Genomic DNA, 20,662 nt, shown 5'->3' with positions numbered 1-20,662 from the left:
GGACGGGCCAGACCCCTCGAGGCCTGCCTATACCGCATCGCGGGAGGCGGCGCCAAACGGGGGGGGACGGCCCCGCGCGACCGTGGGCCGGTCGTCCCGCCCGCCCGGCTCCGTCCTCGCCCCCACGCGCATCGATGGAAACCCAAGAAATGTTATTTTTTCAATCGAATATTAAGCCCGTTCTGCTGATCTGGCCTGGGAGCACAACGCCAACTCCGGGAACGACCATGCTACGCCTGAACAACATGAGGTTGATCTTCAAGATCGCCATTCCGTTCGTCATGACGATCGCGATTAGTGCTGGCTTGATCCTCTATGCCCGCTCGGTGATGGATGGGCTGGCGGGGCAGGCGGCCACGATCGCGGACGTCCAGGCGGCGCGCCTCGAAGCGCTGATGCATCTGCGCGGCGGCCTGACCGAGACCGCGCTCATGGACCGCCAGCTGCTTCTCGACACGGACCCGAAGAACAAGGCCCGCTTACGGGCACGCCAGCAGGCCGCCATGGTCGAGGCGCGGGACGCGATCAACAAGCTCGTGACGCTGTCGGACACCGACGAGCGGCGCAGCGCGAACGAGACCGTACGCAAAGATATCGAGAGCTTCTTCGCGATCCTCGACCGAGTCAGCGAACTCTCGATGAGCAACCAGCGCGACGAAGCCTCGCAGTATGCCCGCGAGTTCGCCGTTCCGGCCCGAATGAAGCTGAACGAGTGGACCCACGCCCGCGCCGTGGTGCAGGGCCAGGAACTCGCGGCGTCGAAGACTCGGGCGAGCGAGGCGGCGTCCCGCGGAACCCTCACCCTGATCGCCGTCGCCGCGGCCGGGCTTCTGGCCGCGATGGCGCTGGCCGGCGCGATTGTGGTGTTCTCGATCACCCGCCCGCTCGGCGCCCTGGTGGAGGTCCTGCAGCGGATGGCCCGCGGGGAGATCGAGGCCGAGATCAAGGAAGCCGCCCGCGGCGACGAGATCGGCGCGGTCGGCCAGGCCGTCGAAGGCATCAAGACGATGGTGGCCCGCAAGGCCGCCGAGGAGGCCGAGGTGAAGCGGCGCGCCGACGAAGCCGCCCTGGCCGAACGCAAGCGCACCATGATCGAACTCGCCGACGGCTTCGAATCGGCGGTGGGCAGCATCGTCGGCCGTGTCTCGGCCTCGGCCACCGAGCTGCAGGCCACCGCCCAGCAGATGACCGCGACCGCGGCCGAGACGGCGTCCCAGTCCACCACCGTGGCCGCCGCAGCCGAGGAAGCCGCGTCCAACGTCGGCACCGTCGCGGCGGCCGCCGAGGAACTCGGCGCCTCCGTCCAAGAGATCGGTCGCCAGGTGCAGGGCTCGGCGGGGCTCGCCCAGACGGCGGTCGGCGAGGCGGACCAGACGGCCCAGCTGGTCCAGGCGCTGCGCACCACCTCGGCGCGGATCGGCGACATGGTCGGCCTGATCTCCAACATCGCCTCCCAGACCAACCTGCTGGCGCTGAACGCGACGATCGAGGCGGCCCGCGCCGGCGAGGCCGGCCGGGGCTTCGCGGTGGTCGCCACCGAGGTGAAGGAACTCGCCGGGCAGACCGCCCGGGCGACCGAGGAGATCAGCGGACAGATCGGCGAGATCCAGGGCGTGACGGAACAGGCGGTCGTGGCCATCGGGGCGATCACGAGCCGGATCAGGGAGATCAACAGCGTGGCCACCAGCATCGCGGCGGCGGTGGAGGAGCAGGGGGCGGCGACGCAGGAGATCGTGCGCAACGTGTCCCAGGCCTCCGCGGGCACCGCCGACGTGACGAGCAACCTCGCGGGCGTGGCCCAGGCCTCCGAGGAGACCGGTACCGCCGCGGGCCATGTGCTCTCGTCCGCCTCGGAGCTGTCGCGCCAGTCCGAGCACCTCTCGGCCGAGGTGCAGCGCTTCCTCGCGACCGTGCGCGCCGCCTGATCGCCTCCCGCATCGGCCCGAGCGCCGGATCCCGGCGCCCGGAAACCGGCCGATGCGGCAGAGGGGTTCGGAGAGGTGGCGGGTTCCGCGAGTCGTTGGGATCAAGGAAGTGTCCTGAACACGAATCGAAGACGACGTAGTCCGGACCCACCGCACGCGACCCCGCCCTCCCGGGCGGGGTTTCGCGTCGAGGCCCCCCGCCTCAGGGCCGGACGGGCACGGTCCGGCGGGCGAGGGCGACGAGGCCGAGCCCGGCCAGCGCCAGCGGCGCCATCATCAGGAAGGTCGCCGCCCCCCCGAAGGCCCCGTACACGGTCCCGCAGGCCAACGTCGCCAGCGCCGAGACCAGGGCGGTGGAGGCCCCGACGGTGCCCTGCGCCCGGCCCCGCGCCCCCTCCGGCGCGAAGCCCGACACCGCCGCCATGGCGCCGAGATGGGTCGCTCCGAAGGTAAGGGCGTGCAGCCCCTGGAGCGGCACCAGAAGGGTGAGATCGCCCTCCGCCACGCTCAAGCCCAGCGCCCGGATCACGGCGGCGACCCCGCCGAGCGCCAGCAGCCGGAACGGCGTGCGCCAGCGGGCGGGGAGGCGGGCGAGGCCCGCGAACAGAACGATCTCGGCGGCGACGCCGATCGCCCAAAGCGCGCCGATCCAGGGCGCGGACACGCCGTGGGCCGCCCAGTTCAGGCTGCCGAAGGCGTAGATCGCCGCGTGGCTCGCCTGGATCAAAGCCGCCGCGGCGATGGCCCGGCGCAGCACCGGGGGAAGCGGCGGAGCGGGTCCCCGGGGGGCCGCGCCGGGCGGACGGATCTCGGCCGGGGCCGCCCGCTCCCCGGCCCGGAGCGCGACGAGCGCCGCCAGAAGCGCGAGTCCGGTCAGCAGCAGCGGCACCGCCACCTGGCCGCCCAGCACCCCGATCAGGGTGCCGCCCGCGAGATTGGCCAGCAGGAACGCGATCGAGCCGCACAGGCGGATGCGGGCATAGTCGATGCGCGTCGGCGCCCGGCGCGCGGCGGCGAGGGTCAGGTAGTCGATGCTGGGAACCAGGGGGGCCTGGGCGGCGGCGTTGAGCACGATGAGGAGCCCGAGCCAGGGCACCGCGACCGCGGCGGCGGCCGGCATCAGCGCGTAGCTCGCGGCGAGCGCGAGGCTGCCCGCGGCCAGCAGGGTGCGCGGGCGCACGCCGCGGTCGATCAGGCCGGTCAGCGGGCGCGTCGCCACGATCTTGGTGGCGATCGGCAGCGCCAGCAGCAGCCCGATGACGCTGGGCTCGAGCGCGAGCGTGCCGAGCCAGACTGGCATGAACGGCATCGCCACGCCGATCTCGACGAAGACGACTGCGTAGAGAAGGCCGAGGCGGGCAGGGTCGGGCGCGCCGGAATGGCAGCGCGAAGGAACGTCCGTCCTGATCTCGTTCACGAAACGCTCGCCGCCGGATCGGCCAGGGTGACTCGGCCATAGGGAATCTTGCCGGGCCGCTCGAGCAGGCGCTTGCGTGCATCGCGCACCGCTCCCGCAACGATGCATCACGGGACCCCGCGAACCGGGACAGCGTAAGCCGCCGTTAAAGCGTTTCTGTCAATTTCCCCCGGTCCGTCAAACGTCACGGCCCCCGATTCGGGCGTCGGGTCCTTGCGGGGTGTCATGTCGAGTTCCCGTTCCCTGACGCCGCAGGACGCGTCTCAGTACGACCAGATCGAGGCCGCCGTCCGGGAGACCGAGCGGGGCCGCTGGTTCCTGACCGAATACGCCCGGCGCAACCGCAACGCCGACACCGACATGCTGCTCGGCGCGATCCAGCGGATCGAGTCGGCGGTGACCGGCGAGCGCGGCGGCGACGACGTGGTGCGCTTCCGCGGCGACCTGATGGACATGGCCGACGCCATCGCCCGCACCCGGGCGGAGGTGGCCGCCCTGTCGGCCCCCGATCAGGGCGAGAGCCGTCTCACCGTCGCCTCCGAGGCGCTCGATTCCATCGTGCGGGCCACCGAGCGGGCCACCTCGGACATCCTCGGCGCGGCCGAGGAGGTGCAGGAGGCCGCCTGGACCCTGCGCGAGACCGGTGCCGACGGCGAGATCTGCGACGCGCTCGACCGGCACGCGACCCAGATCTACACCGCCTGCTCGTTCCAGGACCTGACGGCGCAGCGCACGAGCCGCATCGTGCACACGCTGCGCTACCTGGAAGACCGGATCGCCTCGATGATCGGCATCTGGGGCGGCGCGGACGACGCGGTGCCGCCCCTCGACGGAGACGGCCGGGTCCGCAAGGAATCCGCCCCGGTCCTCGACGCGGCCCTCGACCAGAGCGACGTCGACCGCTTCCTCGACATGGAGAATCCGGCCCCGCCGCCGCCGCAGACCCGCCCCTCGCTGGCGGCGGTGCCGCTGCACGACGACATCGCCTTCCTGCCCGAGAGCCCGGCTTTCACGGCCGCCCCCTTCGTCCCGATGGACGACGAAAGCCCGGCTGCGGCCCTTGAAGCGCCGGAGACCGCGCTCGAGGCGCTCGCACCATTCGAGGCCGAAGAGGCCAGCGTGATCGCGGGAGCGATGGAGGACGAGACCCCGTCGGCGCAGCCACTGCGCGACCTCGATCTCGATTTCGCAACCGCCGAGGCCGCCGCCGAGACGACGGAGGCGCCTGCCGACGTGTTCTTCGATGCCGAGACCGACACCGCCGAGACCGACACCGCCGAGACTTTTGCCGCCGAAGCCCAGGACGCTGAAACGGACGTCGCTGAAACGGACGTCGCCGAGACCCACGACGCCGAAACCGCCGTCGCGCTCGCCGACCCGGACACCGACGCCCGCGTCGATGGGAGCGAGCCCGTCGAGGCGGCGGAGGTTCAGTTCGCCCGGCTGGCGACGGAGCCCCGGACCCAGACCCGCGCCCCCGACGACCTCGCGGCGGCCTTCCCCGACCTCGACCGCCTCAGCATCGAGGAGAAGATCGCGCTGTTCGCCTGACGGGCGCGACGACGCCATCCGGGACGGAAAGACGGAGCCATCCGCCGCGATCTAAGGATCGCGGCGGATGCGTTATTGGCAGCGGCCATGGCCCTCCATCTCCTGAAACTCTGCGTCGGCCCCGCCTCGATCGCGGAGCTGGAGGCGCGCATCGCCCGCCATCGGGACGAGGCGCTTCGCCTCGGCGCCGACCCGAACCCGTTCCACGTGACCCGGATGGTGCCCAAGCGCGCCGCGGCCATCGCCGGCCAGGGCTCGATCTACTGGGTGCTGAAGGGCGCGCTCGCCTGCCGTCAGCCGATCCTGGCCATCGAGGCCTTCACCGGCAGCGACGGCATCGATCGCTGCCGCCTCGTCCTCGACCCCGCCGTCACCGCGGTGGCGCCCCGACCCTGCCGGCCCTTCCAGGGCTGGCGCTATCTGGAGCCGGGCGACGCCCCGGCCGATCTCGACCGGGCGAGTGCCGGCGATCTCGCCGAGATGCCCGAGAGCCTGCGGCGCGAACTGGTCTCCCTCGGCCTGATCTGACGGCCGGCCGCGTCCGCCAAAGCATCCCGGGTCCAGGCCCGAAACGGGCGATCCGAGGGGGCCTGGATCGCGGCGTCGGGCTCGGACGACCCGCGCAACAGAGCACGCAATCGGCCTGAAAGAATCGGGGATTAGCCCAGCGGTCAGCGGGAAGGCGACCGAGGGGCCGCCCCGCTCCGAGGAGGCCGCCATGATTCGCTTCGCCGTCGCCATTGTCGTCGCCGTGCCCGCATTCCTCACCCTGAGCGCTGCCCAGGCCTTCGAGCAGCCGCCGATCACGAGCCCGCAGGACAAGGCCTGCCGCGACGAGGCCACCGCCCGAGTGCTGCACGCCCCCGACCCGCAGAATCTCGGCCTTCACGCCATCGGCCGGGAGATCTACGGCACCTGCATGCGGCGCGCCCAGGCCGCCGGACCGGGACGGACCGCGCGCCGCACCCGGGTCGCCGCCGGGCGCTGACGACGCCGCAATCCCAATCCGTTCCTGAGAACCGCTCAAAACGCATAAAGACATCTTTATGTCTTGATTGCTCCCCAGCGCAGGCCCTGCTACAGGGACGGCCGAAGCGGCCGGGCTCCCCGGCCGAGGCCTCGGGCCGCCCGCGCATGGCGGCCCCGTCTGGAGAGGGATACGAGATGGCAGCTGCCCAGGATTACATCGTCCGCGACATCGGGCTGGCCGATTACGGCCGCAAGGAGATCTCGATCGCCGAGACCGAGATGCCGGGCCTGATGGCGACCCGCGCCGAATACGGCGCGAGCCAGCCGCTCAAGGGCGCCAAGATCGCCGGCTCGCTGCACATGACGATCCAGACCGCGGTGCTGATCGAGACCCTGAAGGCGCTCGGCGCCGACATTCGCTGGGTCTCCTGCAACATCTACTCGACCCAGGACCACGCCGCCGCCGCCATCGCCGCCGCCGGCATCCCGGTCTTCGCCGTGAAGGGCGAGACCCTGACCGAGTACTGGGACTACACCTCCAAGCTGTTCGACTGGCATGACGGCTCCATGCCGAACATGATCCTCGACGACGGCGGCGACGCCACGATGTTCGTCCATCTGGGTCTGCGCGCCGAGAACGGCGACACCGCCTTCCTCGACAAGCCGGAATCCGAGGAGGAGGAGATCTTCTTCGCGCTCCTGAAGAAGAAGCTCGCCGAGAAGCCGAAGGGCTGGTTCGCCGGTCTGGCCGACGCGATCAAGGGCGTCTCCGAGGAGACCACCACCGGCGTGCACCGACTCTACAACCTCGCGCGCGAGGGCAAGCTGCTCTTCCCGGCGATCAACGTGAACGACTCGGTCACCAAGTCGAAGTTCGACAACCTCTACGGCTGCAAGGAATCGCTGGTCGACGGCATCCGCCGCGGCACCGACGTCATGATGGCCGGCAAGGTCGCCATGGTTGCGGGCTTCGGCGACGTGGGCAAGGGCTCCGCCGCCTCGCTGCGCAATGCCGGCTGCCGCGTCATGGTCTCGGAGATCGACCCGATCTGCGCGCTCCAGGCCGCGATGGAGGGCTACGAGGTCGTGACGATGGAAGACGCCGCGCCGCGTGCCGACATCTTCGTGACGGCGACCGGCAACAAGGACATCATCACGATCGAGCACATGCGGGCGATGAAGGACCGCGCCATCGTGTGCAACATCGGCCACTTCGACAACGAGATCCAGGTCGCCGGCCTGAAGAATCTCAAGTGGCAGAACATCAAGCCGCAGGTCGATGAGATCGAGTTCGCCGACGGCCATCGCATCATCCTCCTCTCGGAGGGCCGCCTCGTGAATCTCGGCAACGCGACGGGCCATCCGTCCTTCGTGATGTCGGCCTCCTTCACCAACCAGACGCTCGCCCAGATCGAGCTCTGGACCAACCCGGGCAAGTACGAGCGGCAGGTCTACACGCTGCCCAAGACCCTCGACGAAAAGGTCGCGGCCCTGCACTTGGAAAAGATCGGCGTGAAGCTGTCCAAGCTCCGCCCCGATCAGGCCGCCTATATCGGCGTGCCGGAGAGCGGCCCGTTCAAGCCGGAGCATTACCGCTACTGAGACGCGCGTCCGCATCCGGACGGCGAGTCTTCTGAGCGTCTTGAGAGCCCGGCCGCTGGCCGGGCTCTCTTCGTTCGCGCCGGCGCGACGGAGCGGCCGGCCCGGTCGGCACTGTGGCTTTTCTGCGCCCCGCGCCGCCCGAATGCGGCCGGGGCCCCCTCGGAGTCAGAAAGGCGCTTCCAGCCGGAATCGCGCCCGCGTTAGAGTGTCCCGTAATCGACGAACGGGTGCTCCCGCGCCTCGGCCTCAGCCGAGCGTGCCGGGGGGCTATTGCCCGGACGGCGGCGTTCACCCGGCTTCGTCCGGGCACGTGGGTTGGGGACGGAGACATGGGTCTGGAACGGGCGGTGCGCGCCCTCGCGCGTGCCGGCGCCCTCGGGGCCGTGGGGCCGGTGGCGGCCGCGGCGCAGGGCACCCCGTCCAGCGGTGCGGGATCGATGCTGGGGCCGATGCACACGCACAACGCTGCCGGACTGGCCGTCCTGATCGGGCTGACGATCTTCGCGACCATCCTGTCGCTGCTGCACATGCGCGAGCGCGCCCGCTGGATGCGCCGGGAGCGCGAGCTTCAGACCGCGCTGGCGGGCCTCAGCGGCGCCCATGACCGGGCCGAGATGCTGCTGCATTCCGAGCGGCAGGTGATCGTCACCTGGGCCGGGCGCGGCGAGCCGACGGTCGAGGGCGATGCCGGCTTCGCGCAGGATCTGCGGGCGCAGGAACTCCGGAGCCAGGAACTTCGCAACCAGGAACTTCGCAACCAGGACCTCCGCAATCCGGAGCTGCGCCATCCGGATCTGCGCGGCGGCCCGAACGGGGCTCGCCGGCTGCTCGCCTTCGGGTCCTGGCTCACGGCCCAGGATGCCCGGCTCCTCGATGCCGCCGTCGCCGCGCTGCGCGATCGCGGCACGGGCTTCCGGATGAACCTGCGCAGCCTCGCCGGGCGCTACATCGAGGCGCAAGGTGGTGCGGTGAGCGGGCGCGCCCTGCTGCGCCTGCGCGAGACCACGGAGGAGCGGCGCGAGCTGACCGAGCTGCGTGTCGCCCTGGAGGAGGCGCGGCGCGACCTCTCGGCGCTCGGCGGCCTCCTCGACGCGATCCCCCAGCCGGTCTGGCATCGCGGACTGGAGGGGGCCCTCTCCTTCGTCAACGCGGCCTATGCCGCCGCGGTCGAGGCACCGAACCGCGAGGCGGCCCTCGATGGCGGGCTCGAACTGCTCGACCGGGCCGCCCGCGAGCAGATCGCCCGGCGGAGCGCCCGCCCCGGCACCGCGCCGCTGCGGCTCTCCGCCGTGGTGGCGGGCGCACGCCGCACCCTCGACGTGACCGAGACCGCGGTCGAGACGGGCCGGGTCGGCATCGCGGTCGACGTGTCCGAACTGGAGAGCGTGCGCGCCGACCTGCAGCGGCAGATGGACGCCAATGTGCGCACCCTCGACCAGCTGCCGACCGCCGTGGCGATGTTCGACGCGCGCCAGCGCCTGATCTTCCACAACGCCGCCTATCAGCGCCTCTGGGACCTCGATCCGGCCTTCCTCGACGGCAAGCCGCTGGACGGCGAGATCCTCGACCGCCTGCGGGCCGCGCGCAAATTGCCCGAACAGGCCGATTTCCGCTCCTGGAAGGCCGATATCCTGGCCGCCTACCGGGCGGTCGAGACCACCGACACACCCTGGTACCTGCCCGACGGGCGCACCCTGCGGGTCATCGCCGACGCCAACCCGCAGGGCGGCCTGACCTATCTCTACCAGGACGTCTCGGAGAGCATGAAGCTCGCCTCGCGCTACGACGCGCTAATGAAGGAGCAGGCCGAGACGCTGGAGGCCCTCAAGGAGCCGGTGGCGGTGTTTGCCGCGGATGGGCGCCTGACGGTCGCCAACCGGGCCTTCGCGGCGACCTGGCGGCTCGATCCGGCGACGCTGGCGGGCCGCCCGCATGTCGACGCGGTCATCGCGGCCTGCCGGGCGCTGACGCCGGACCAGGGCCCCTGGTCCGGGATCCGCCAGGCGGTCACCGGCCTCACCGAGACCCGCAGCGGCCTCGCCTGCCGCCTCGACATGGCCGACGGCACGGTGCTCGACTGCTCGGCCCAGCCCCTGCCGCTCGGGGCGACGCTGCTGACCTTCATCGACGTGACTGCGAGCGCCAATGTCGAGCGGGCGCTCACCGAGAAGAACGACGCCCTGGAGCGGGTCGGGCAGCTGCGCGACACCTTCGTCCACCACGTCTCCTACGAGCTGCGCTCGCCGCTCACCAACATCATCGGCTTCACCCAGCTTCTCGGCGACGAGACGGTGGGCGCCCTCAACGAGCGCCAGCGCGAGTATTCCGAGCACATCATGCGCTCGTCGGGGGCGCTGCTCGTCATCATCAACGACATCCTGGACCTCGCCTCGATCGATGCCGGCTCGCTCGAGCTCCAGCGCGAGACCATCGACGTGCGCGCCACCGTCGAGGCGGCGGTGCGCGGCATCGAGGACCGGCTGGCGGAATCCGACATCCATCTCGACCTCGACGTGCCGGACGGCATCGGCAGCGTCTTCGCCGACGGCAAGCGGGTGCGGCAGATCCTGTTCAACCTGCTGTCGAACGCCGTCGGCTTCTCCGAGCCCGGGCAGGAGGTGCGGGTCGAGGCGCGCCGCGCGGACGGCACCCTCGTGCTCGCGGTGAGCGACCGGGGCCGCGGCATTCCGCCCGAAGTGATCGACCGGGTGTTCGAGCGGTTCGAGAGCAACACGCTGGGCACCAAGCACCGCGGCGTCGGCCTCGGCCTCTCGATCGTGCGCTCCTTCGTCGAGCTGCATGGCGGGCGGGTCGAGATCGCCTCGGCCCCCGGCGCCGGGACCCGCGTGACCTGCCTGTTCCCCATCGAGCCGCCCCCGGGCGACGGAAGGCTGCCCGGCCCCGTCGCGATGGAGACCGAAGCCCGCCCGGCGGGACGGGGCGGGCCGAAGCCGGAGGGGCGGGCCGCCGCCAATCTCGACGCGGCCGAGTAGGCGGCACGCGGGAATCGGCCCGCCGCCGGGGCAGGGCCAGGAATTGTTTAGGTTTCGCGCGCGATAAGAATTCCGGTTAAACATCCCGGTGACGATCGGGCAAGGACGCCGGTCGAGCGGACCGGACGGCGGCGCGCGGAGGGTTGAGGCGTTGAGCGACGATTCGGACGGCACGGCGCAGAGCCCGCGGCCCGGCCCGTCGCCGAGCGCGCCGCCCCCTTCGGCGAGCCCGCCTGCCCCCTGGGAGGTGCTGCTGCCGGAGGAGGGCGCCACCGAGGACATGGCCGCCTTCCTCGCCGGCCTCCTCCTGCCCGGCGACCTCGTGGCCCTGTCCGGGGGCCTCGGGGCCGGCAAGACGACGCTCGCCCGCGCCCTGATCCGCGAACTCGCCGACGATCCCGCGCTCGAAGTGCCGAGCCCGACCTTCACGCTGATGCAGCCCTACGAGACCCGCGCGGGCCGCGCGATCATCCACGCCGACCTCTACCGCCTGCGGGGGGCGGACGAACTCGTCGAACTCGGCTTCGACGAACTCGCCGAGGACGCGATCACCCTGGTCGAATGGCCGGAGCGGCTGAACCCGCGCGACGGCGAGATCCTCTCGGTCGAGCTGTCCCTGCGTCCTGAATACGGCGAGGGGGCCCGCCTCGTGCGCATCGGCGCGACACCGGGCCTGCGCGAGCGCCTCGACCGGGCCCGGGCCCTGCGGGGGCTGATCGCCCGCACCGGCTGGGACGACGCCGACCGGGTGCCGATGCAGGGCGATGCGTCCTCCCGGGCCTATGAGCGGCTGGTGAAGCCCTCCGGCGAGACCGCCGTGCTGATGATCGCCCCGCCCCGCCCCGACGGCCCCCCGGTTCGGGACGGCAAGCCCTACAGCGCGGTCGTCAAGCTCGCCGAGAGCGTCCACGCCTTCGTCGGGATGGACCGGGCTTTGCGCGCCGTCGGCGTCTCCGCACCCCGGATCCTCGGCGAGAACCTCGAGGCCGGGCTGCTGATCCTGGAGGATCTCGGCGCCGAGCCGGTGGTCGAGAACGGTGCCCCGCGGCCCGAGCGCTACAGCGAGGCGGTGCGGCTGCTCGCCAAGCTCCATGCCATGGAGCTGCCCGACCGGGTGCCGGTGAGCGCCGGGATCGAGCACGTTCTACCGCCCTACGACCTCGAGGCGCTGCTGTTCGAGGCGGAGCTGCTGCCCGAATGGTACGCGCCCGCGATCCGCAACACCCGCCTCCCGGACGCGGCACGCCGGGACTTCCTGACGCTCTGGGCGGACGCGCTCCAGGACTTCCTGGCCGATCGCCCGACCTGGTGCCTGCGCGACTACCACTCCCCCAACCTGATCTGGCTGCCCGAGCGCGAGGGGCTGGAGCGGGTCGGCGTGATCGACTTCCAGGACGCGGTGATGGGCCACCCGGCCTACGACGTCGCCTCGCTGCTGCAGGATGCCCGCGTCGACGCGAGCGCGGATTTCGAGCTGCGCCTGCTCGGGCTCTACATCCGCGAGCGCCGCGCCCGGGAGCCGGGCTTCGACATGCAGACCTTCGCCCGGGCCTACGCGGTGCTGGCGGCGCAGCGCGCCACCAAGATCCTCGGCATCTTCGCCCGCCTCGACCGGCGCGACGGCAAGCCGGGCTACCTCGCCCACCTGCCGCGCATCGAGGGCTACCTCGCCCGCAACCTCGCCCATCCGGCGCTCGGCCCCCTGAGGGCGTGGCACGCGACGCATCTGCCGAGCCTCGTCGCGCCCCCGGCGACGGACGCTCCACCCGCCTGATCCGGGCTCCGCTTGAGTCAAAGCGGAGCCCGGATCAGGCAAGCCCGCGCGGCGTTTGAGCCAAGCCCAAATCCGCCATCCCGAAGGGATCAACCGGATTTGGTATGACCGCCCCCTTCCGAAACCGGACGATGACCGCGCCATGAGCGACGCGCCCGCCCACGACAAGAAAATCACCCGCGCCTTCGTGCTCGCGGCGGGGCTCGGCAAGCGGATGCGGCCGATCACCGCCACGGTCCCGAAGCCGCTGGTCGAGGTCGCCGGCAAGGCGCTGATCGACCACGCCCTCGACCGGGCGGCGGAGGGCGGCATCGAGACCGCGGTCGTCAACGTCCACTGGCTCGCCGACTTGATGGAGGGCCACCTGTCCCACCGGACCGGCGGACCGGCCCTCATCGTGTCCGACGAGCGCGACGCGCTCCTGGAGACCGGCGGCGGCATCAAGAAGGCGCTGGTCCATTTCGGCGCCGAGCCCTTCGTCGTGTTCAATTCCGACTCGTTCTGGCTGGAGGGCCCGCACCCGAACCTGCCGCGCCTGATCGAGGCCTGGGATGCGGACGCGATGGACATCCTCCTCCTCGTCGCCCCGACGGCGACGAGCCTCGGCTACGAGGGGGCCGGCGATTTCGACATGAACCCGGACGGGCGCCTGTCCTGGCGCGGCGAGCGCGAGGTCGCGCCCTTCATCTACGCGGGCGTGGCGATCCTGAAGCCGGCTTTGTTCGAGGACACGCCCGACGGGTCCTTCTCCCTGACCCTCCTGTTCGACCGGGCGGCCAAGCAGGGCCGCCTGCACGGGCTGCGCCTCGACGGGCAATGGCTCCATGTCGGCACCCCGGAGGCGGTCGCGGCCGCCGAGGCCCGGGTGCGCGAGAGCGCCCAGGTGGCGTAAGGCCCGCGCTTGGTGCGGCGCGCCCCGCCTCAGGCGGGCGCCCGGCCGGCGGCCGGCGCATCGGGGTCGTTTGCCAAGGGAAGGCCGACGAGGCTCGGCGCCGCGTGATTCCGGTGCCGGCTGGCCAGGGAGCCCCGCGCCTCCTGCATCGGCAGGAAGGCGGCGAAGCCGACCGGCGCTCCGGTCTCGCTGTAGATCGCCTCCATGCCCCCGCGCATGTGATAGGTCTCGTGCCAGATGCCGACGCCGCCCGTATCCTTCAGGAAGTCGCGCCACCATTGCCGGTGCGGATCCGACTTGGCCCAGGCGACCATGCTGTCCATGTCGCGCCAGTACCAGCGCATCCCGACCTGAAGCGGACGCAGGCCGAAGATGAGGTTGTTCTCGTAATGCAGCAATCCTTCGGGCCGGGCGGCGCCGACCCGGCCGATTTTCGGCCCGAAGCCGAGAAGTGTTTTCAGACCGCGCCAAGCCTCCACCCGCATGCCGAGATAGATGACGACCAGGTCCGGATGCGCTGAGAAATCCGGCACGATTTCTGAAGGCCCATCGTCGTCACCTGTGGCGGTTCACGCGTCGTCGAGACGGTGTTGTGAGAACCCGATGACCCTGAAGTCAAACCCGGAATTCGGCGCGTTCGGATCGCCGCGCAGCATTGGCGCCGCGATCCCCGCCGCGCCGATGTCGCGGGGTCCGGTCCCCGCTCCACAAATCCGCGGTGAATGCTAGAACGAAAATCGAACACGGCGCGGTCGCGCCGGACGAGGCTTGACGGGCGAGGGCGTCCCGGAAGGCCTGGGCCGCGCCGCCGGACCGGGCGGACGGGCCGGGCGGACGGGCCGGGACGGGCCGAACGCGTCGAAACCCAGCTTGTGTAGAGTGACCGCGATGTCCGCCGCCCGCGTCTTCACCATTCCCCCCGGCGCGCCGTTCCTGCCGACGCTCGCCGACGCCCTCGTGTCGGGCCGCCTCGTCGGCGACCTCGGAGGCGATCCCTTCGCGCTGGCCGGCGTGACCCTCTACCTGCCGACGCAGCGCGCCGTGCGGGCGCTCTCGACCGTGCTGGCCGGGCGCCTCGGCGGGGCGGCCCTGCTGCCGCGGATGATCCCCCTCGGCGAGGCCGACGAGGCCGAACTCGACCTCTCGGCCAACGCGCTCCTGGAGACGCCGGAGGAATTGCTGCATCCGGCGGTCGCGCCCCTGGAGCGGCGCCTGATCCTCGCCCGCCTGGTTCAGAAATGGGCCGAGACCGTCGATCGCGAGTTGCTGCCGATCGACGACGAGGTGCCCTTCCTGGTGCCGTCCTCCCCGGCCGACGCGGTGGCTCTGGCCGCCGATCTCGAAGGCCTGATGGACGCGCTGACCGTCGAGGGACTGCCCTGGAACGAGATCGGCGCCGCGGTCGAGGCCGAGCACTCGCGCTATTTCGGACTCACCCTCGACTTCCTGCGGATCGCCGCCGAGAACTGGCCGGGCATCCTGGCCTCCCGCGGCCTGTCCGATCCGGCGATGCGCGCCCGCCGCCTCGTGCTGGCCGAGGCCGACAGGCTCTCCCGCGAGCGGCCCGGCGATCCCGTGGTGGTGGCGGGCTCGACCGGCTCGGTCCCGGCCACCGCCCGGCTCATCGCCGCCGTGGCGCGGCTGCCCCGCGGCGCCGTGGTTCTGCCGGGGCTCGACCTCCATCTCGACCCGGAGGGCTGGGAGGCCATCGACGGCGGCGGCAACCCGGACGAGGCCGCCCACGGCCATCCCCAGGCGATCCTGCGGGCGCTGGTCGGCAAGGGTGGGTATGGCCTTGGGCTCGGGATCGCCCGCGAGGCGGTCGCACCGCTCGGCGCGCCGGCCCCGGACGCCCTCGCGCGGGAGAAAATGCTGTCGCAGGCGTTGCGCCCGGCCGAGACCACCGACGCCTGGGCACAGTTCGACGCCAACGAGCGTCAGGCGCTCGCCCGCGACGGCCTCGCCGGCCTCGCCGTGGTCGAGGCCGCGGACGAGCGCGAGGAGGCTCTGATCGCCGCCCTCGCCCTCCGCGAGACCCTGGAGACGCCCGGCGCCACCGCCGCCCTGGTGACCCCCGACCGGGGGCTCGCCCTCCGGGTCTCGGCCGACCTCGCCCGGTGGGGGATCACAGCCGAGGATTCGGCGGGGCTCGGGCTCGCCCGCTCGCAGGCCGGCCGCTTCGCCCGGCTCGTGGCGGAACTCGCCGCCGAGCCGGCGCCGGCCCGCGTCATCGCGCTCCTCGCCCATCCCTTCGTCCGGCTCGGGCTCACCCGCAGCGAGGTGGTGCGCGCGGGCGCCGCCCTGGAGATCGGCGGCCTGCGCGGACCGGCCCCGATCCCCAAGAACAGCTTCGAGGGGATGCGCGCCGCCCTCGCTTACCAGCGCACGGCCCCGGAGCGGGCGCCCCGCGCCAAGCGGCGCCTCAAGGCGATCGACTGGGAGCTGGCCGCCGCCGTCCTCGACCGGCTGGACGACGCGCTGGCCGATTTCCGGAGCGACCGCCAGCCGGCCGTCGGCAATCTCGTGGCGCTGGCCGCCCTCCACCGGGAGGCCTGCGAGCGGGTGAGCGCCGGCGTCGAACCCGAGATCGACGACCCGTCCCGCGACACCCTGGACACCCTGTTCGACGATCTCGAAGCGGCGGCCGAGGAGGACCTGCCCGGCCGGTTCGGCGACTACGCGGCCGTGTTCACCGCGCTCGCCCGCGACCGCACCGTATCTTGCGCCCGCGACGACGCGCATCCGCGCCTGCGCATCCTCGGGCCGCTGGAAGCGCGGCTCCTCACCGTCGATCGGATCGTGCTCGGCGGGCTCGACGAGGGGGTCTGGCCGGTGCGCCAGACCACCGACGCCTTCCTCAACCGGCCGATGCGCGGGCAGGTGGGTCTCTCCCCGCCCGAGCGCCGGATCGGTCAGGCGGCGCACGACTTCGTGCAGCTGCTCGGCACCCGGGATGCCGTGCTGACCCGCGCGGCCAAGCGCGAGGGCTCGCCGACCGTGCCGTCGCGCTTCCTCCAGCGCCTGCGCGCCTTCGGCGGGGAGGCCCCCTGGGCAGCGGTGCTCGCCCGCGGACGCCGCCTGCGCGGCCTCGCCGCCGCCCTCGACCGGGGGCGGGAGCCCGCCCCGCCGCGCCTGGCGCGACCGGCGCCGCGGCCCGACCCGTCCCTGTTCCCGCGCCGCCTCAGCGTCACCGAGATCGAGACGCTGGTGCGCGACCCCTATTCGATCTTCGCCAAGCACGTGCTGGGGCTGGAGGCCCTGGAGCCGGTGGCCGTGGTGCCGGGCGCCGCCGAGCGCGGCAGCCTCGTCCACGAGGTCGTGGCGCGGTTCGCGCAGGCCTATCCCGGCCCCATCGAGGATCCCGCCCTCGCGCAGCAGCGCCTGGCCAATCTCGCGGTCAACGTCTTCGCCCGCATCGAGAGCGAGTACCCGGAACTCTACGCCGAGTGGTTCCCCCGCTTCGAGCGCATGGCGAGCGAGTTCCTCGAATGGGAGCTCGCCCGCCGGTCGGACCTGGCCGCCATCCATCCCGAGATCTCAGGCAAGTGGTCGATCCCGCTCGGCGCGGAGACCTTCACGCTGACCGGCCGGGCCGACCGGATCGAGCGGCGGGCCGATGGCGGCTTCTGCATCGTCGACTTCAAGACCGGCTCGCCGCCGTCCAACCGCACGATCTTCGCCGGCTTCTCGCCCCAGCTGACCCTCGAGGCCGCGATGCTGATGCACGGCGCCTTCGAGGGTCTGACCGCGCGTACCGTGCCGGACCTCCTCTACGTCCACGCCTCGGGCGGGCGCGAACCGTTCCGGCCGATCCCGATCAAGCCGCCGCCGGGCGAGGGGCGGCCAGTGGAAACCATCGTCGAAGAGCACGTGACGCGCCTGCGCGGCCTGCTCGCCCGCTACCTGACCGGGGAGGCGGCCTACACGTCGCGCCCCTTCCCGCAATATGTGCGCGCCTACAGCGACTACGATCATCTCGCCCGCGTCCTCGAATGGTCGCTGGCGGGCGAGGGAGAGGCGGCGTGACCGGCTTCATCGTCGACGAGCGGACGAAGCTCGCCCAGCGCCAGGCGGCCGACCCCGGCCTCTCGGCCTGGGTCTCGGCCAATGCCGGTGCGGGCAAGACCAAGGTTCTGACCGACCGGGTGCTGCGGCTCCTGCTCGACGGGGCGCCGCCCGGGCGCATCCTCTGCCTCACCTTCACCAAGGCGGCCGCCGCCAACATGTCGATCCGCGTGTTCCAGCGCCTCGGCCGCTGGGTGACGCTGGACGATGCGGCCCTCGCCGCGGAATTGACGGACCTCACCGGCGAACGCCCGGCCCGCGCCACCCTGCGGCGCGCCCGCCGCCTGTTCGCCCGCGCCGTCGAGACGCCCGGGGGCCTCAAGATCGAGACGCTGCACGCCCTCTGCGAGCGGCTGCTGCACATGTTCCCGTTCGAGGCCAACGTCCCGGCCCGCTTCGTCGTGCTCGACGAGAACCAGGCGCGGGACATGTTCGAGATCGAGACGGACAACGTGCTCGCCGACGCGATCCTCGGCGGCGAGACGGAGCTGTCGCGGGCGCTCGCCGTGGTCGGGGCGGAGGCCGCGGGCGAGACGTTGCGCGAGGCGATCCGCGCCGCCATGCGCACGCGGGCCCTGTTCTCCGACCACCGGGCGCTCGGGCCGGCGCTCGCCCGCCTGCCGCGGGCGCTGGCGCTGGCCGAGGGGGCGAGCGTCGCCACCATCGAGGCGGACATCCTGGACCGCAGCGGCCTCGGCGACTGGCGGGAGACCGCCAAGGCTCTGCGCACCGGCAAGGCGACGGACGAGCGGCTCGCCGACGCGCTGGTGGAGGCCCACGCGGCGCGGGCCGCCGGCAAGGCGCTCGCCCCCTACCGCTCGGTCTTCTTCACCGACAAGGACGAGCCGCGGGCGGAAAAGTCGCTCGGCACCAAGACGGTGCCCGCGGGGGTGAAGCAAGCGCTCCTCGACGAGCAGGCGCGCCTGATCCCGCTGTTCGACGGCCTGCGCGCCGCCCGGGCGCTCGCCCGCACCGAGGGGCTCTACCACTTGGCCGCCGAGATCCATCGCCGGATCGAGGCCCAGAAGACCCGCCAGGGCGCCCTCGACTTCGACGACCTGATCCACAAGACCCTCGACCTGCTCTCGCGGGTCGGCGCCTCCTGGGTGCTGTACAAGCTCGACCGCGGCGTCGACCACGTTCTGGTCGACGAGGCGCAGGACACCAACCCGCAGCAATGGCAGATCCTGCGCACCCTCACCGCCGAGTTCGCGGTGGGGGAGGGCGCACGCGGCCTGCGCCGCACCCGCTTCGCGGTGGGCGATCCCAAACAGTCGATCTACAGCTTCCAGGGGGCCGACCCGCGCGAATTCGAGCGAACCCGGCGGGCCTGGGGCAAAGCCGCCGCGGAGGCCGCGATCGGCTTCGCGGATGTCGGCCTGACCCTCTCGTTCCGCACCGCCTCCCCGGTGCTCAAGGCGGTGGATGCCGTCTTCAAGATCCCCGAACACTTCGCCGGCCTTTCCTTCGAGGACCGGGCGACCGGCACCGTCCACGCCTCCGCCCGCGGCGGGGTGCCGGGCGCGGTCGAGCTGTGGTGCATCGAGGAGCCGGCCGAGACGGAGGAGCCCGATGCCTGGGCCGCGCCGGTCGACGCCCCGGAGGCGAACGCGCCGGCGATCACGGTGGCCCGCCGCATCGCCCGCGCGGTCAAGGCCTGGACCACGACGGGCGACGCCTGCGGCCGGATCTGGCGGCCCGGCGACGTGCTGATCCTCGTGCGCAAGCGCTCGGCCGCCTTCGAGGAGGTGATCCGGGCGCTGAAAAGCCTCAGCGTGCCGGTGGCCGGTCAGGACCGGCTGGAGGTGGCCGGCCACATCGCCGTGCTCGATCTCGTCGCGGCCGGCCGCGCGGGGCTGCTTCCCGCCGACGACCTCACCCTCGCCACCGCCCTCAAGACCCCGTTGGTGGGCCTCACCGACGACGACCTCACCCGGATCGCGGCCCGCCGCCCGCTCGCGGAGACGCTCGAGGACGCGCTGTCGCGCCATGCCGCGGCGGGCGATCCGGCCGCGATCCGCGGCCGCGCGGCACTGGCCCTGTGGATTCGCCTCGCCGCCGAGAACGGCCCGTTCGGATTCTACGCGGCCCTGCTCGGCGCCCATGGCGGGCGCACGCAGCTGGTGGCCCGGCTCGGCGGCGAGGCGGGCGACGCCATCGACGTGTTCCTGGCCCAGGCCGCCGAGGCCGAGACCGGCGCTGACGCACCCTGCCTCGACGCCTTCCTCGCCGCTTACGTGACGCGCCCCGGCCGCGGCCGGACCGGCCTCTCGGTCAAGCGCGACCTCGAATCGGGCCGCGACGAGGTGCGGGTGATGACGGTGCACGGCGCCAAGGGCCTGGAGGCCCCGGTCGTCGTCGTCATCGACGGCTGCGAGCCCCTCGGCCGCAACGACCCGCCGCTGCTCGCCCTCGACGCGCCGGCCGACGGCCCGCTCCCGCCGGTCTGGACCGGGGGACGCACCCAGGACTGTGCCGCGACCCAGGCGGCTCGCCAAGCGCTCCAGGCGCGGGCGCGCGAGGAGCACAACCGACTCCTCTACGTCGCCATGACGCGGGCGGCCGACCATCTCGTCATCGCGCCCTATCGCGGCGCCACGAGGGAGACGCCGGCCTCGTGGTGCGAGATGGTGCGCATCGGCCTCGAACGGGGCCTGGGACCCGGCGAGGGGATCGAGACGGCGCACGGCGCGGTCACGCTCTGGCGCGAGGGCGGGGTCGTCCCGCTCGCCGCCGGCGAGCCTCCTGCCGTCCCGGCGCCGGACATGGTGCCGGACTGGCTGTTCGCCCCGGCCGCGCCCGAGACCGAGGTAGCTCCGCCCTTGAGCCCCTCCGGGGCGCTCGGCGCTGCGGACGGTCGGCGCATGCCGAACCGCCGCCAGGGCGACGCCGAGGCCCGCCGCCGCGGCGCGCTGATCCATTCTTTGCTGGAGCACCTGCCGCGGATCGACCCCGCCCGGCGGGCCGAAGCCGCCGATCGCTTCGCCGGGGCCCGGGCCCCGACCCTGGAGGCCGGCAAGCGCAAGGACCTGGTGCGCACGGTGATGCGGCTGATCGAGACGCCGGAGCTGGCGCCGCTGTTCTCGGCCGAGGCGCGGGCCGAGGTCGCCCTCTCGGGCCGGCTCACGGTGGACGGGATCGAGCGCGACGTGACCGGTCGCATCGACCGGCTCGTCGTGGACGAGGCCACCGTGACGCTCTGCGACTTCAAGACCGGCCGCCCACCGGAGGAGGATGCTCCCATCCCGGAGCGCGAGGCCGCCCAGGTCGCCCTCTACGCGCGGCTCGCCGCCGCGGTTTGGCCGGGCAGGCGGATCACGGCGCTGCTGGTCTGGACCTCGGGGCCGGCGGTGCGGCAGTTGGAAGAGGCCGATATGGCCAGGGCATGGCGGTAACCCGCGGCACTTTGCGCGACGAACTCGGCTTCGACGGCCCCCTCGTCTGGCCGGGCGGACCGTCCCTCGGCGAGGGACG

The 20,662-nt window shown here is 72.6% G+C and carries 12 protein-coding genes; 10 read left to right on the top strand and 2 right to left on the bottom strand.

What is annotated here, in order from left to right:
• Positions 1-227 precede the first annotated feature (227 nt).
• Positions 228-1,925: a methyl-accepting chemotaxis protein gene (locus LW587_RS15010; RefSeq protein WP_232630397.1), complete on the top strand. Its 1,698-nt coding sequence runs from the start codon at positions 228-230 to the stop codon at positions 1,923-1,925.
• Positions 1,926-2,127: 202 nt separating this feature from the next.
• On the opposite strand, the gene LW587_RS15005 is transcribed toward LW587_RS15010, so the two are convergent.
• Positions 2,128-3,342, bottom strand: a complete 1,215-nt coding sequence (locus tag LW587_RS15005; RefSeq protein WP_232630396.1) for an MFS transporter — start codon at positions 3,340-3,342, stop codon at positions 2,128-2,130.
• A gap of 225 nt (positions 3,343-3,567) precedes the next feature.
• On the opposite strand from LW587_RS15005, the gene LW587_RS15000 reads away from it, so the two are divergent.
• From LW587_RS15000 to LW587_RS14970, 7 genes are all read left to right on the top strand, one after another.
• Entirely contained in the window at positions 3,568-4,893 is a 1,326-nt protein-coding gene (locus LW587_RS15000) for a hypothetical protein (protein ID WP_232630395.1), read from the top strand.
• 87 nt (positions 4,894-4,980) lie between these two features.
• Positions 4,981-5,421 carry a DUF1489 family protein gene (locus tag LW587_RS14995; RefSeq protein ID WP_232630394.1) on the top strand — a complete coding sequence of 147 codons (441 nt, stop codon included), beginning with the start codon at positions 4,981-4,983 and terminating at the stop codon, positions 5,419-5,421.
• Between the two features lie 190 nt (positions 5,422-5,611).
• Positions 5,612-5,881, top strand: a complete 270-nt coding sequence (locus LW587_RS14990) for a hypothetical protein (RefSeq protein ID WP_232630393.1) — start codon at positions 5,612-5,614, stop codon at positions 5,879-5,881.
• Positions 5,882-6,057: 176 nt separating this feature from the next.
• On the top strand, positions 6,058-7,464 hold the full coding sequence (gene ahcY / locus LW587_RS14985) for an adenosylhomocysteinase (protein ID WP_232630392.1): 1,407 nt from the start codon (positions 6,058-6,060) through the stop codon (positions 7,462-7,464).
• Positions 7,465-7,793: 329 nt separating this feature from the next.
• Entirely contained in the window at positions 7,794-10,457 is a 2,664-nt protein-coding gene (locus tag LW587_RS14980) for a sensor histidine kinase (protein ID WP_232630391.1), read from the top strand.
• A 151-nt stretch (positions 10,458-10,608) separates the two neighbouring features.
• Positions 10,609-12,231 carry a tRNA (adenosine(37)-N6)-threonylcarbamoyltransferase complex ATPase subunit type 1 TsaE gene (gene tsaE / locus LW587_RS14975; protein WP_232630390.1) on the top strand — a complete coding sequence of 541 codons (1,623 nt, stop codon included), beginning with the start codon at positions 10,609-10,611 and terminating at the stop codon, positions 12,229-12,231.
• A 142-nt stretch (positions 12,232-12,373) separates the two neighbouring features.
• Positions 12,374-13,123 (top strand): nucleotidyltransferase family protein, encoded by a 750-nt coding sequence (locus tag LW587_RS14970; RefSeq protein WP_232630389.1) that lies wholly within the window; start codon positions 12,374-12,376, stop codon positions 13,121-13,123.
• Positions 13,124-13,152: 29 nt separating this feature from the next.
• Here the strand turns inward: LW587_RS14970 and LW587_RS14965 are convergent, their stop codons facing one another.
• Positions 13,153-13,656 carry a DUF4188 domain-containing protein gene (locus LW587_RS14965; RefSeq protein WP_269780337.1) on the bottom strand — a complete coding sequence of 168 codons (504 nt, stop codon included), beginning with the start codon at positions 13,654-13,656 and terminating at the stop codon, positions 13,153-13,155.
• 355 nt (positions 13,657-14,011) lie between these two features.
• Between LW587_RS14965 and addB the strand changes: the two genes are divergently transcribed.
• Both addB and addA read left to right on the top strand, forming a co-directional pair.
• Positions 14,012-17,149: a double-strand break repair protein AddB gene (gene addB / locus LW587_RS14960; RefSeq protein WP_232630388.1), complete on the top strand. Its 3,138-nt coding sequence runs from the start codon at positions 14,012-14,014 to the stop codon at positions 17,147-17,149.
• On the top strand, positions 17,116-20,583 hold the full coding sequence (addA, locus tag LW587_RS14955; protein WP_232630387.1) for a double-strand break repair helicase AddA: 3,468 nt from the start codon (positions 17,116-17,118) through the stop codon (positions 20,581-20,583). The genes addB and addA overlap by 34 nt, the downstream gene beginning before the upstream one ends.
• Positions 20,584-20,662 lie beyond the last annotated feature (79 nt).

This window comes from Methylobacterium sp. Leaf118, from assembly GCF_920984675.1.
Lineage (GTDB): Bacteria > Pseudomonadota > Alphaproteobacteria > Rhizobiales > Beijerinckiaceae > Methylobacterium.
Note: the sequence above shows the minus strand (reverse complement) of the source record. Positions and strands in the feature narration are given on the sequence as shown.